This window comes from Thermobacillus xylanilyticus (assembly GCF_907165215.1).
Classification (GTDB): domain Bacteria; phylum Bacillota; class Bacilli; order Paenibacillales; family Paenibacillaceae; genus Thermobacillus; species Thermobacillus xylanilyticus.
Window position 1 is genome coordinate 1 of record NZ_CAJRAY010000066.1, and the last position, 12,775, is coordinate 12,775.

The following is a 12,775-nucleotide window of genomic DNA, read 5'->3' on the forward strand; positions in this document are numbered from 1 at the left end:
CCAGCCCCCATTCCGGACTTTCACCGTAGAGATGACGCCCATGCCGGGCGTACAGCATAAAAACCCGACCGCATGCGGTCGGGTTTTTCAACTCACAGTTCACCTTCCCTTATCCAGGCTGCCTTCGAAGCGCCGCTCTGTCCGCCGCGATTCCGGCCGCCGCTGTCATTCCGTGTCCGGCGCGCAGTACCGTTCGATCAGAAGCGCAAGATCGCTTCGGATCGCCTCGATCAGCTCCGCCGGCCGCTCCACGTCGGCTTCCGCGCCGAGACCGACGAAAAACCGGGCGTAAAACGAAAGGTCCCGCCTCGGCCAATCGCCCTCCAGATACCCGGTGCCGACCGGGCGCACGTGAAGGCTCGAGGCAAGCCACAGCTCCCGCTGGCACCGCTGCACGCCTGCGCATGATCGTCCGCGCGGATACGCCGAATTCCTCGGCCAATTCTTGCACTTTGAACCTGCGCTTGCGGTTGACCGCCATCATCTGTTCGCGCAGGCGGGCGGTTACGGCGCGATCGGCCTGTTCTCCGCCGCCTGCATGCTCGCGTCGCTGGCGACGTTGATCTACAGCGGCATGCTGCGCTCCGAAGCCGAGCCGGTTCCGGGCAGCCGCCGGGAAGAAGCGGTTTGGCGGATGCAACCGTCTGCAAGCGAACGTCTGAAGAACCTGGGCAGGAGTTCGCTGGCAAAATCCCCGACCTCATAAGGTTGGGGTATTCACCAACCTCATCCAAGCTGCCTTCGCAAATAGGCATGCATCGTCAGGGGGATGAACACCGCGGCGATCAGCAGGCAGGCGCCGATGCCGGCCGCCAGCTCGCCTGCGGTGGCGGTGCCGTGGAACAAACCGCGCGTAAGCGAGGCGGCGACACTGATCGGGTTCACGTCGACCGCCGCCTGAAGCCAGCGTGGCATCGTCGACGTATCGACCAGCACGCTGCTGGCGAACAGCAGCGGATACAGGATCATCATGCTCGATCCTGACACGGTCTCGGGCCGCTTGGCGATGTTGCCGATCCAGGCGAAGATCCAACTTGCGCAATAAGCGAAGAAAATCGTATACACCGACGCCAGCACCGCTCCGGCAACGCCGCCGGCGGGCCGGAAGCCGAGCGCCAGTCCCGCCCCCAGGACAGCGACCAGCCCCGCCGCGTAACGCACCCCGTCTGCCGCAACCAGGCCGAACACAGCCGCGGGCTGCCAGAATGGCATTGTGCGGAACCGTTGATAGACGCCTTTGGCGATATCGGCGCACAGCGTCGTCCCGCTGGCGACGGTCATCGGCACCACCGTGAGCAAGAGGATGCCGGGCAGCAGGAACTGTACATACTCTTTGACGGAACCGGCAATGGCGCCTCCGAACAGGAAGGTGAAAATAAGCAGCATGATGACCGGAGAGACGACTTCAAACGCAAATCCAAAAGCGTTGTTGCCCAGATGATGGAGCGCTCGCCTCATGAAAAGCGCCGTCACGGCCAAACGGCCCGGTCTTCGCCGCACGTCACTTCCCATCAGCAACAGCGGGTGCCGTCCGTTCATCGTGTTCATACCGCCGCCTCCCTTGCACGAGCTGCGTTCAAGGCGAAGTAAACATCCTCGAGGCTCGGTTCGCCAAGCGCGAAATCCTCCACATCCGTTCCGCCGTCGAGCAGCGCACCGACAGCGGCATGCGCCGTCTCCGCGTTCCGCGCCGATGTCTTCACGATCCGCCCGTCCTCCTCCCGCTGGCTTTCCAATCCGAATGCGCTCTTGAGAAGCCGGCTGACGCCGTCCGCATCAGCGCCCTCGGCCAGCCGGATCGTCAACGTTTTGCCGCCATACCTCGCCTTCAGTTCCGCCGGTGTGCCGACGGCAATCAGGCGCCCGTCGGCGATGAAGCCGATGCGGTCCGCCAGTTGATCCGCTTCCTCCAAATATTGGGTCGTGAGCAGCACCGTCATCCCCTGCCTCGTCATGCCGCGCACCGCCTTCCACAGATCGCGCCGGCTTTGCGGATCCAGCCCGGTCGTCGGCTCGTCGAGAAACATGATCTCCGGCCGCGGCAGCAGGCCGGCTGCCAGATCGAGGCGCCGGCGCATGCCGCCGGACCAGGTACCGACCGCTCGCCTGCCGGCTTCGGTCAAGTCGAACAAGTCCAGCAATTCGTCCGCCATTTTCTTCGCTTCCTTGCGCTTATAGCCGTACAGTCCGGCGAACAGCATGAGATTTTGCCGTCCGGTGAGCGACTCGTCCAGCGCGGCGTACTGCCCCGTGACGCTGATCCGCTGCCGCACGCCGCCGGCTTCCTTCACCACGTCATACCCGCAGACGCGCGCTGTACCTCCGTCCGGCCTGAGCAGCGTCGTCAGCATGCGAATCGTCGTCGTCTTGCCGGCGCCGTTCGGTCCGAGCAGCGCGAAGAGTTCACCGGAGCGGACGGCAAGGTCCACTCCGCGCACCGCTTCCTGATCTCCGAAGGACTTGCGCAGTCCTCTTGTTTCGATCGCATACGCCATCGCTCGTTCCCGCCTTTCCGGCTTACAGCAGGAGGTGTTTGTGTTCCGCCGCCCATTCGGTCAGTGTGCGTGCCGGCCGCCCGAGCACCTGCTCGACCGTCGGCAGGACGGTATGGCCCACCTCCGGCGGTTGGAACGCCATTTGCACGAAGAAGTCGATGCTCTCCTCGTCGTATCCCTGTTCCCGCCAGCGCTGACGCGCCTCGTCTTCCGTCAATTCTTCGAAACGGATGTCCTTTCCGATCCCTGCAGCAATGGCCCGCACCGCTTCCATGCGCGTCAGCACCTCGGGGCCGGTCAGCACGTAGCTCTTGCCGTGATGGCCGTCGCCGAGCAGCGCCTCCACGGCTACGGCGGCGATGTCGCCTTCGTGCACCCGCGCGCTCGGGGCATTCCCGTTCAACTCACGCACGACGCCTTCCTCGCGGATCGAAGGTCCCCAGTCGGACAGCACGTTCGCCATGAACTCCACCGGTTTCACCAGCGTCCATTCCATGCCGCTCTCGCGAACGGCCTCTTCGACCGGACCCTCCTCGAACCCGACCAGTACGACGACCCGCTTAACCCCCGCTTCCCTGGCCATCGCGACCACCCGCGGGTCCGTATTGAGGTCGGCCTGCGGCTCGTCGCTGGACACGATCAAGAACATCGCCTCCACACCGCGCAAAGCATCCTGCAGCGTCTCCGTCCGCATCAGATCTCCGGCGGCAATCTCCACCCCGTCCGGCAAAATCGTCCGCGCCCGATCGGGGTTTCGTGTCAACGCCCTAACCGCAGCACCCCGCTGCACCAACTGCTCCGTCACATGCCGTCCGACCGTTCCCGTCGCACCCGTCACCAGAATCGTCATGTTCCTTCTCCTCCTTTTTTCATGGCGTGATGCCGGCGGATGGTGTCGAGATGGGCAATGATCTCGTCCCGCAGCTCATCCGGCGAGACGATCTCCACCTTCGTTCCGTAACCGGCGATGACCGAGAGGGCGTACTCTTTTCGGTAAAAGGTCGTCCGGACTTCGATGCAGTCCCCGAGATACTCGCATTCGCCCGGAAACTGCTCGAGCACGCGCGTGCGCACCGACAGATCGAAGCGAAGATGGGCGCGGATGCCCGGCGTTTCTTCCTGCTCCGGTTCCTTCGGCAACTGCCGCGGGATGAACCGTTCCTCCGTCACGTCGAGCCGCTCGATCCGCGAAACGCGGAAATATCGCATGGCCCGCACCTTCCGGCAATACGCCTCCACATACCAGGCGCCCTTCGACCACAGCAGATTGATCGGCTCCACGAACCGCTCCGTCGTCGTGCCGGCGGCATCCGTGTACGACAGCCGCACGACTCGCCGCTGCCGGACCGCCCCGTACAGCTCCTGCACTTGGTCCCGTTCGCTTTCCGGCACGCTCAGGCCCATCACGACCGTTTCCCTGCGCTCTTCGTCCGCCAGCTTCGGATGCAGGCTGGTCAGCTTGCGCTTTGCGGATGAGACGGCACCGCCCATCGCGCCTTCCATCGCCTTGAGCAGCGAATAGATGACCGACAGATCGTCGACCGAGAAGTGCTGCCGCGTCACGAAATAGCCATCCGCCAGTTCGTATCCCCCGTCTACGCCGTTGTAGGACACGACCGGAATGCCGGCCTGATTGATCAGCTCGATATCCCGGTAAATGGTGCGCACCGATACTTCGAACTTGTCTGCCAACTCCGCGGCGGTGACCCTTTTTTTCGTCATCAGCTCAAGGGTTATGCCCAGCAGCCGATCCAGTCTCACGGACATCACTCCCGGTCGATGAACCGGTCGGTTCATCTGGTTTTGATCATATACAGCGAAACCTGACAACAAGTTTGTCAGGTTTCAGAAGCGCGAAATATATTTAAGATTTTTCATTACAATTAAATTATAGCAAATTGGAATCCGTCCTTCCGTCACAAATCCCGGGGCTCAGCCTTTCAGATCCCGATAATCGCAAAAATCCCCGTCCGGCACACCACCGGGCGGGGATTACATGCTCATGATTCAACCTCGCTTGGGAAAAATCCTGATTTTTCCGCCCCCCTTCACTGCAACAGCCTGTCGTCAACTTCTCATGACCTTCAAATCAAATAAACCATTTCCGTCTGTGCGCCGGCACGGTCGTCCGGCTCCAGCACCCGGTCGAGGATGCGTTTCTCGAAATGGGCGAAGCCGGTGTCCTTCACTCGGGGCCGAGCCAGCGCAATCGGCAGATCGAGGGCGACCGTGCCCCGCTCGATCAGGATGACGCGGTCCGCCAGCGCCACCGCCTCCGCGACGTCGTGGGTGACCAGCAGGGCGGTGAACCCCTGCTGCTGCCACAGCCGCTCGATGAGCCGCTGCATTTCGATGCGCGTCAGAGCGTCGAGGGCGCCGAGGGGCTCGTCAAGGAGCAGCAGCCGGGGATTCCCGATAAGGGCGCGGGCGAGCGCCACCCGCTGCTTCTGGCCGCCGGACAGGACGGACGGCCAGTCCCGCGCACGCGCTTCCAGGCCGACGAGGCGCAGCGCTTCCCGCGCCTTCTCCCTCGCTTCCTTCCTGCCGAGCCCCTGCGCGCCCAGCATGACGTTCTGCTCCACCGTCTGCCAGGGCAGGAGCCGCGAATCCTGGAACATCACCCGCGCGGAAGGATCGATACCGGCGGCGGGCCGGCCGTCCCGCAGGATGGCCCCGTCGCTCGGGGCTTCCAGTCCGGCGATGAACCGGAGCAGCGTGCTTTTGCCGCAGCCGCTGCGGCCGACGACGGCGATGAACTCCCCCGCCCGGATGGACAGATTCAGACCGTCCAAAACGGCAGGGCCGTTTCCGAACCGTTTCGTCACCTGCTGCAGGTCGATGGACATGCCCCGAACGCCTCCTTGTCCGTCCGGACCATCCGCCCGTTCCGGGCGATCCGGGCCGTCTCCCGGCTCCGGAGCGCCGATCAGGCGGACGGCGGATTTGCGCGCGGTTTGCCGAAATGCGGATGCCACTTCAGCCAACTCCTCTCCAATCCCTTAGCCATCAAATCGGAAACTTTGCCCAGCAGGGAATACAACAGAATGCACAGCACCACCACGTCCAACTGGAAAAACTCCCGGGCGTTCATCGCCATGTAGCCGATGCCGTCCTTGGACGAGATCGTTTCGGCCACGATCAGGGTCAGCCACATGATTCCGAGTGCGTAGCGCAGGCCGACCAGAATGGACGGCATCGCGCCCGGGAGGATGACCTTGCGGTACAAGGCGCCGCGGCCGAGCCCGTACACGCGGCCCATCTCGATCAGGCCGGGATCGACGCTGCGAATGCCGTGGAGCGTATTCAGATAGATCGGAAACAGGACGCCGAGCGCGACCAGAAAAATTTTGCCTTCGTCGCCGATGCCGAACCAGACGATGACCAGCGGGATCATTGCCAGGTGCGGGACGTTGCGGATCATCTGGATGGAAGAGTCGGTCAGCTTTTCCGCCAGCCGGGCCACGCCGTTTACGAGACCGAACAGGAACCCGATGCTCCCGCCGATGAGAAAGCCGACCAGCGCCCGCCAGGTGCTGACCGCCAGCGAATGCGGCAGTTCGCCGCTCTGCGTAAGGCGGACGGCGGCTTCCGCCACCTGGACGGGCGTGGGCATGATCCGGTTCGACAGGACGCCGAGCGAGCCGAGGATCTGCCAGACCGCGACCACCAGCACCGGCAAAATCCAGGGAAGCACCGCTTCGAACCGGCGGAATGCCGCAGATGTTTCCCGCATGGACCGCCCTCCCCTCAATGCGCCGACGTTCGCAGGGTCGGCTTGACCGAACCTGCGATCAGCTCGCCGAACGGGCTGATGGAGCTCGGGCCGTGCGGCGTTCTCCGTTCGACGGGCAGATGCGGGAACAGCAGGTCGGCCACCCGGTACGCTTCTTCCAGATGGGGGTATCCGGACAGAATGAACGTGTCGATGCCGAGTTCCTGATACTCCCGCATGCGGGCGGCGACGGATTCCGGACTGCCGACGAGGGCCGTGCCCGCGCCGCCCCGCACGAGCCCGATGCCGGCCCACAGGTTCGGGCCGATCTTCAGCCGGGAGCGGTCGCCGGAATGGAGCTGGCTCATCCGGCGCTGGCCGGCCGAGTCGAACCGGGCGAAAATGTTCTGCGCCTGGGCGATCGTCTCGTCATCGACATGCTTGATCAGATCTTCCGCCGCCTGCCACGCTTCTTCTTCCGTCTCCCGCACGATGACGTGCAGGCGGATGCCGAACTTGACCTGGCGGCCGGCCGCTTCCGCCCGCTTGCGGACATCGGCGATTTTCTCCTTCACCTCTTCGGGCCGTTCGCCCCAGGTCAGATACACATCGGCGTGTTTCGCCGCCACCGCGTGGGCCGCGGGCGACGACCCGCCGAACCAGACCGGCGGATGGGGCGTCTGCAGCGGCGGAAAGAGCACGCGGCCGCCCGTAACCGACAGATGACGGCCGGCGAATTCCACCGTTTCCCCCGCCAGTTCCCGGCGCCAGATCTCGAGAAACTCGTCGGTCAGCTCGTACCGGGCGTCGTGTCCGAGGAACAGACCGTCACCGGCCAGTTCCACCGGATCGCCGCCGGCCACCACGTTGATGAGAAGGCGGCCGCCGGAAATGCGGTCGAAGGTGGCCGCCATCCGCGCCGCCAGCGTCGGCGACATCAGGCCGGGGCGGACGGCGATCAGAAACTTCAGCTTCCGGGTGACGGGAATGAGGGAAGACGCCACGACCCACGGATCTTCGCAGGAGCTGCCCGTCGGGATGAGCACGCCCTCGAACCCGAGCCGGTCCGCGGCGGCGGCGATTTGCGCCATGTACTCCCCGTCCACCGTCCGCGCGCCGGCGGCGGTCCCGAGATATCGCCCGTCCCCATGGGTCGGAATAAACCAGAAGATGCGCATGAATCATTCCTCCTCGAGTAAGGTCGTTCTACTTGCCGGCCTCCGGCGATACCGCCGCTTCTTCTACGCGGATGTCCACGGGAATCAGGCCGAGCTGCCGGAACGTATCGGCGATGCGCTGCTGCGCTTCCAGCACTTCGGCGCCGACCCGCTGCACCCCGTACTGGCGCCGCTTGGCCGCCAGTTCCAGGGACGGCACGTCGATGCCGAGCTGCGGCGAGAGCAATTCCGCCACTTCCTTCGGATGGTCCTTCGCCCACCCGTCGATTCGGTCGGCTTCTGCCAAAATGATCTCGATCACGTCCGGATGCCGTTCGACGAAAGACCGCTCGCCGAGGATAAACTCATGGTTCTGCACCAAATCGGTGCCGTCGGCCAAAATCCTGGCTTCGGTGGCCGTTTCCGCTGCTGCAAAGAACGGGTCCCAAATGACCCAGGCGTCCACCTTGCCGCTTTCGAAGGCGGCCCGCCCGTCCGCCGGCGGCAGGTAGACCGTTTCGATGTCGTCATATGCGAGACCGGCCTGTTCCAGCAGTTTGACCAGCAGATAATGAACGTTGGACCCTTTGTTGAGCGCCACTTTCTTGCCCTTCAGATCGGCCACCGTCTGAATGTCCGAATCTTTCGGGACCAGCAGCGCTTCGCTCCGCGGGCTCGGCGGTTCGTGGGCCAGATAGACCAGGGGCGCGCCCGCCGCCTGGGCGAAAATCGGCGGCGCTTCGCCGGTATGCCCGATGTCGATGCTGCCGACGTTGAGCGCCTCAAGCAGCTGCGGCCCGCCGGGAAATTCCGTCCATTCCACCCGGATGCCCTGTTCCTCCAGCTTGCGGTTCAGCTGCCCGTCCGCCTTGAGAATGTTGAGCGTGCCGTATTTCTGATACCCGATCCGCACCGTCAGCGGCTCCCCGCCGCTTTCCGTCCGGCCGGCTTCGGCCCCGTCCGTTCCGGCCGCGGCCTGGCTGCCGCCCGCGCCGCAGGCGGTCAGCAGGGATGCCGCAAGGATCAGCACCGCGGCCAACGCGGCCGCCGAAGCCAGAGCCTGTGCCGCTGGCCGCCGGCGTCCCGCTTCTTCACGTCCGCGCATCGGTCCGCACCTCCTGCTCCTTCTGCAATGCCATCCGCACATCCTGACGGTTCACCATGACCAAACTGACCAATCTCTCCAACTCCCCCTCCAATCGGACGTGTAAACAAAAAACCTCCTGATTCCTTGCACCACGCCGTCAAGGCACGCCTTGCGAAACGCGATGCAATAGAAAAAGGAGGTCTCCGGTGGTCCGGTCGAACTCTAATCTACACTATTCCGATTTATTTTATATTATTTGGTACACTTTATCTTAAGTCGTTCCCATTTCGTTGTCAACAACGTTTTTCCAGAATTCGCCCACAATCGTTCGGGACACTTCTGCACCATTGACTCAAAAATCTTTGCCGCGGACGAATCCTGCCGCAGCGGTGGCTGCCGCGGCCAGAATCGCGGCAAAGACGGTTGCGCCGGCAGCCAATCCGGTAAAGTCGATCAGGTAGCCCGTGCACACGGGGAGGACAGCGGCAGGGATATAGCCGCCGATGTTAAGCACCGCGTTCGCTTCGGCTCTGCGATGCTCAGGGACATGCAATCCGATCAATGTCAGGCCTCCGAGTTGGCCGAGACCTTGGCCGGCACCGGCCAGCATGGCCGCCAGCACCAGCGGGGCTACAGCGGAAGCGTAGAGTGCGATGACCATGCAGAGCATGGCGAGGAAGACGGACGCTGCGCCCATCAGAAGCTGGCTTCGGATGGTCAGCCGCTTGAGGAGAAATTGAACGCCCGTCGCCATCAGAAACATGAAGCAGGTCATGCCGCCGGCGATAAGCGGATCCGAGGCGCCCAGCAGCTTCTGCAGCAGCGAGGGGCCGAGCGACAGCATGAAAGAGGTCGACGTGATGCCCGGCGCGAAGACCGCGATGCCAAGCGCAAGGTGCAGCCGGTTGCCCCCGGGCACGCCGGGCAGCCGCAGCCGCCATTCGCTTTCGCGCGCCGAGAAGCGCATTCGCGGAAGCGATCCGGCAGCGACGAAGGCACTGGCCAATATCAACAGTTGGGTGCCGAACAGGGGAACAATCGGTTGAGCGAGCCACTCGGAAAAGATGCCGGATAGCAGCGGACCGAGCCCTGCACCCAGCACCATGGCGACCGAAGCGGCGAGCGAAGCCGTCTTTCTCCGGGCGGGGCCTCCGACATCCACGACCGAAGCCATGCCGGCCGAGACGATGACGCCGACGGCAACGCCCGACAGCCATCGCGCGAGCAGCAGGGATGCGACTGTGGAGGCGGTGCCGAACAGCATACAGGCGAGCACGGCGGCCGCAAGGCCCGGGAACAGCACCGGCTTGCGCCCGTACCGATCAGACAACTGACCGGCGACGAGCAAGGCCGCGAGCAAACCGGCGATATATGCGGCGAAGATCAACGTCAGCGTACCATTGGAGAAGCCCATTTCCTGCTGCCAGCGAACATAGAGCGGGGTGGCCGAATTGGACAGGATAAAGACCGCCGTTACGAGCCAGGCAGTCGTCCAGATTCGCCAAGCGCCGGGGACAGGGTCGGCATACCGGGCTTCATCGGAAACCATCGCCATCAACAAAACCTCCCAAGATGAAGCATGCTGAAACCATGTTCTTGCGTCTCATCTTAGGGTATAATCAGACATAACTGAAATACATATATTGAATATCCTAAATAACCAAACGGTTATGATGGAGCGAATGCAAATGAACTTGAACCTTCTCCGCATCTTCATCCAGGTGGCCGAAACCCTGAACATTACGGAGGCCGCCAAAGCGTTGTTCATCTCGCAGCCGGCCGTGAGCAAAGCGATCAAAAATTTGGAGTCGTCGCTCCGCATCCAACTGTTCATCCGCGACAAGCATAAAGGATTGATGCTGACGGAGGCGGGGCGGGAGATTCTCGTGTTGGCCAGGCAGATGAAGGCGATCGAAAACAGCATTTATCAAATTGCCGGCCGGGAGAACCGCCTGCTCAGCGGCAGGATCAAAGTCGGCTCCTTCCCCGCCGCCACAACGAATTTGCTGTCCAAGGCCATCGCCGTTTTCCGCGCCAAGTATCCGTTGGTGAAAATCGAGCTGCTGGAAGGCGTCTCCGATCAAATCAGGCAATGGGTAGAAGACCGAACCGTCGAGCTGGGCATTGTGGCGTCCCCGTTCGATTCATTCGCATTCGAGACATTGCGGTCCGATTACATGGTGGCGATCGTTCCCGCGGATCATCCGCTGGCGAAGGAACCGATGATCGATCTGAGCGGCTGCCGGGATGAGGTGATTTTCTGCAAAGGCGGGCATGAGATCGCCATGAATGCCATCCTCGGAACGTACGGGATCGAGTTGAGGGAAGGGTTGACGGTTCAATCGGCCGAGACCTTGATCCGCATGGTCCGCAACGGGCTGGGCATCGGGCTGATTTCCCATTTCACGCTGTCTTCCGTGTCGCATGACTTGGTCGTCAAGGCGATTCGGCCGGGCGTCACGCGTGATATCGGCATCATCGCGCATTCCTTCGGGGAGCTGTCGCCGGCAGCCAAAGAATGGGTCAACGTCCTGCTTCAGACGAGCCGGGAGCCTGAGCAGGACAAAGAAAAAAGCACCCGTCTGGATAGACAGGTGCCTGGCAGCTGAAAATCCGAATATCCCGCTTTTATTCCTCGAGGACCGGCGCTTTCCGGTGTTTCGTCGCCTGTTCATAATCGTAAGCGTACCCCAGAAGTTCCGCCTCGCTCCACATTTTGCCGACGAAGACAACGGCGAACGGAGCACCGCTTTTGTAATAGCCGCCCGGTACCGTCACCAGCGGCACGCCGGCCATGTTGATCTCCGAAACGGTGGTGGCGCCGATGTTCTCGCCGCTGTCAAGCGTCGGCGTTTCCTTGTACATTTGGGGGAAGAAAAGGGCGTCCAGCTCATATTTGTCCATGACCGCATTGAAGATGTTCAACAGATGGGTGCGAACTTCTATGAATTCAGACAAGTCAGGCTCGCCGCTGGGATCGGGAACATCTTCCGCGTAGTAGCGCTCGAAAACCGAAGGCTTCTGCCCGGTCTTCTCCAGCAGCTCCTCGACCGACCGGACCGCCGCATCCGGACCGAGCCGTTCCAGATAGTCCTGAAAATCATAGATGAGCGATTCAATGCCGTTCCCCGTGGTGATTCCCGCGACATATTCGGCAAACCCGCTGCCGGCAAATGGATCCGGCACGACGATGGCGCCTTGCGCTTCGAGGTCCTGGATTGCTTTGTCGTACAATTCCTGCGTTTCCGGGGTCAATTCCATGTCGCGCCAGCCCGGGCCCAAGAGTCCGATGCGTTTCCCTTGGAGCGCCTGGGTGTTCAATCGGGACATGTAACCCCCCTCCGGCATGTTCCCGATCGCGGCGACGGTTTTCGGATCTTCATGGGTGTATCCGGCGATGACGTCCAACATGCGCGCCGCGTCTTTCACCGTGCGGGCATGCGGGCCGATCACATCCCGGGTGCTGCCGCCCAGCGGCACGACGCCGACATTGGGCACGAGTCCAAATGTCGGTTTGATCCCGACCACACCTTGTGCGGCAGCGGGATTCTGAATGGAGCCGCCGGTTTCTTCCGCGATGCCGAGCACCGCGAAGTTGCCCGATACCGCCATGGCCGTCCCGCTGCTGCTTCCGCCGGGAGCAAATTGGCGGCCGAAGGCGTTGTAGGTGTCCCCGTCCCAACTGGTGGACGCACTGGTACCCGATGCACTAAAGGCAGGAATATTGGTTTTGCCGATGATGAGCGCGCCCGCTTCTTTGAGCCGGGCCACTACCGGCGCATCCTTTTCCGGGATGAGGGCGATGCCGCCTTTCTCCGGCGCAAGCGGCTCCCAGCCCATCGTGGAGGGGAATCCCGCCACGTCGACCGACTCCTTGATCACGATCGGCACACCGGCCAGCGGCCCGAGTTTTTCACCCGCTTTCCGCTTCCGGTCGATCTCCCGGGCTTCTTCAAGCACATTCGGATTCAACACCGTGAATGCATTATATTTCGGTTCATACTTGGCGATCCGGTCCAAGTACGCCTGAACCACTTCCTCAGCCGTATATTCTCCGCTTTCATAACCGCTGAGCAGCTCATCTACCGTAATCTCTTCGTAAGGGAACGGGGCGCCGGCCGCTAAGGCGGTGGACGTCAGCATACTTCCGATCGCGATCACGGCAGTTGCTAGCAAAACGATCACGCGATTCCAAACATGACTGCGGACGGACTCTCTCATGGTCTTCTCCCTCCCTAAAATGTTTTGCGTCGCTTATATGTTAAAAACTCAACTTTCGCAGCTTAATTTTCCAAACAAACCCTTGATATAATTGGGCAAACTC

General features: G+C 62.3%; 13 protein-coding genes. 2 read left to right on the forward strand and 11 right to left on the reverse strand.

Annotation, left to right across the window (positions count from 1 at the left end; all coding sequences use genetic code 11):
* Positions 1 to 165: 165 nt before the first annotated feature.
* On the reverse strand, positions 166 to 396 hold the full coding sequence (locus KJQ12_RS12585) for a WCX domain-containing protein (protein WP_213484948.1): 231 nt from the start codon (positions 394 to 396) through the stop codon (positions 166 to 168).
* A gap of 49 nt (positions 397 to 445) precedes the next feature.
* On the opposite strand from KJQ12_RS12585, the gene KJQ12_RS12590 reads away from it, so the two are divergent.
* Positions 446 to 706 (forward strand): hypothetical protein, encoded by a 261-nt coding sequence (locus KJQ12_RS12590; RefSeq protein ID WP_213484949.1) that lies wholly within the window; start codon positions 446 to 448, stop codon positions 704 to 706.
* A gap of 20 nt (positions 707 to 726) precedes the next feature.
* Here KJQ12_RS12590 and KJQ12_RS12595 read toward each other — a convergent pair whose 3' ends face one another.
* From KJQ12_RS12595 to KJQ12_RS12635, 9 genes are all read right to left on the reverse strand, one after another.
* Positions 727 to 1,548: an ABC transporter permease gene (locus KJQ12_RS12595; RefSeq protein WP_244860599.1), complete on the reverse strand. Its 822-nt coding sequence runs from the start codon at positions 1,546 to 1,548 to the stop codon at positions 727 to 729.
* Entirely contained in the window at positions 1,545 to 2,495 is a 951-nt protein-coding gene (locus tag KJQ12_RS12600; RefSeq protein ID WP_213484950.1) for an ATP-binding cassette domain-containing protein, read from the reverse strand. Before KJQ12_RS12600 ends, KJQ12_RS12595 begins: the two co-directional genes overlap by 4 nt.
* Positions 2,496 to 2,517: 22 nt before the next feature.
* The gene (locus KJQ12_RS12605) at positions 2,518 to 3,345 is read right to left on the reverse strand and encodes an NmrA family NAD(P)-binding protein (protein WP_213484951.1); all 828 of its coding nucleotides are present in this window, start codon (positions 3,343 to 3,345) and stop codon (positions 2,518 to 2,520) included.
* Entirely contained in the window at positions 3,342 to 4,256 is a 915-nt protein-coding gene (locus KJQ12_RS12610) for a helix-turn-helix transcriptional regulator (protein WP_213484952.1), read from the reverse strand. Before KJQ12_RS12610 ends, KJQ12_RS12605 begins: the two co-directional genes overlap by 4 nt.
* A 323-nt stretch (positions 4,257 to 4,579) precedes the next feature.
* Positions 4,580 to 5,341, reverse strand: a complete 762-nt coding sequence (locus KJQ12_RS12615; RefSeq protein WP_213484960.1) for an ABC transporter ATP-binding protein — start codon at positions 5,339 to 5,341, stop codon at positions 4,580 to 4,582.
* A gap of 80 nt (positions 5,342 to 5,421) precedes the next feature.
* Positions 5,422 to 6,228, reverse strand: a complete 807-nt coding sequence (gene ssuC / locus KJQ12_RS12620; protein WP_213484953.1) for an aliphatic sulfonate ABC transporter permease SsuC — start codon at positions 6,226 to 6,228, stop codon at positions 5,422 to 5,424.
* A 14-nt stretch (positions 6,229 to 6,242) separates the two neighbouring features.
* Positions 6,243 to 7,385 (reverse strand): FMNH2-dependent alkanesulfonate monooxygenase, encoded by a 1,143-nt coding sequence (gene ssuD / locus KJQ12_RS12625; RefSeq protein ID WP_213484954.1) that lies wholly within the window; start codon positions 7,383 to 7,385, stop codon positions 6,243 to 6,245.
* Positions 7,386 to 7,413: 28 nt separating this feature from the next.
* The gene (locus KJQ12_RS12630) at positions 7,414 to 8,469 is read right to left on the reverse strand and encodes a sulfonate ABC transporter substrate-binding protein (protein ID WP_213484955.1); all 1,056 of its coding nucleotides are present in this window, start codon (positions 8,467 to 8,469) and stop codon (positions 7,414 to 7,416) included.
* 334 nt (positions 8,470 to 8,803) lie between these two features.
* Positions 8,804 to 10,006: an MFS transporter gene (locus KJQ12_RS12635; protein ID WP_213484956.1), complete on the reverse strand. Its 1,203-nt coding sequence runs from the start codon at positions 10,004 to 10,006 to the stop codon at positions 8,804 to 8,806.
* A 127-nt stretch (positions 10,007 to 10,133) separates the two neighbouring features.
* Between KJQ12_RS12635 and KJQ12_RS12640 the strand changes: the two genes are divergently transcribed.
* Entirely contained in the window at positions 10,134 to 11,060 is a 927-nt protein-coding gene (locus tag KJQ12_RS12640; protein ID WP_213484957.1) for a LysR family transcriptional regulator, read from the forward strand.
* Between the two features lie 19 nt (positions 11,061 to 11,079).
* Here the strand turns inward: KJQ12_RS12640 and KJQ12_RS12645 are convergent, their stop codons facing one another.
* Complete coding sequence (locus tag KJQ12_RS12645; protein ID WP_213484958.1) at positions 11,080 to 12,594, reverse strand: amidase; 1,515 nt, start codon at positions 12,592 to 12,594, stop codon at positions 11,080 to 11,082.
* Between the last annotated feature and the right edge of the window lie 181 nt (positions 12,595 to 12,775).

Coding starts and splice junctions, on each gene's coding strand:
- KJQ12_RS12595 (WP_244860599.1), bottom strand. CDS start 1,548: ATGAACACGATGAACGGACGGCACCCGCTGTTGCTGATGGGAAGTGAC.
- KJQ12_RS12600 (WP_213484950.1), bottom strand. CDS start 2,495: ATGGCGTATGCGATCGAAACAAGAGGACTGCGCAAGTCCTTCGGAGAT.
- KJQ12_RS12605 (WP_213484951.1), bottom strand. CDS start 3,345: ATGACGATTCTGGTGACGGGTGCGACGGGAACGGTCGGACGGCATGTG.
- KJQ12_RS12615 (WP_213484960.1), bottom strand. CDS start 5,341: ATGTCCATCGACCTGCAGCAGGTGACGAAACGGTTCGGAAACGGCCCT.
- ssuC (WP_213484953.1), bottom strand. CDS start 6,228: ATGCGGGAAACATCTGCGGCATTCCGCCGGTTCGAAGCGGTGCTTCCC.
- ssuD (WP_213484954.1), bottom strand. CDS start 7,385: ATGCGCATCTTCTGGTTTATTCCGACCCATGGGGACGGGCGATATCTC.
- KJQ12_RS12630 (WP_213484955.1), bottom strand. CDS start 8,469: ATGCGCGGACGTGAAGAAGCGGGACGCCGGCGGCCAGCGGCACAGGCT.
- KJQ12_RS12635 (WP_213484956.1), bottom strand. CDS start 10,006: ATGGCGATGGTTTCCGATGAAGCCCGGTATGCCGACCCTGTCCCCGGC.
- KJQ12_RS12640 (WP_213484957.1), top strand. CDS start 10,134: ATGCAAATGAACTTGAACCTTCTCCGCATCTTCATCCAGGTGGCCGAA.
- KJQ12_RS12645 (WP_213484958.1), bottom strand. CDS start 12,594: ATGCTGACGTCCACCGCCTTAGCGGCCGGCGCCCCGTTCCCTTACGAA.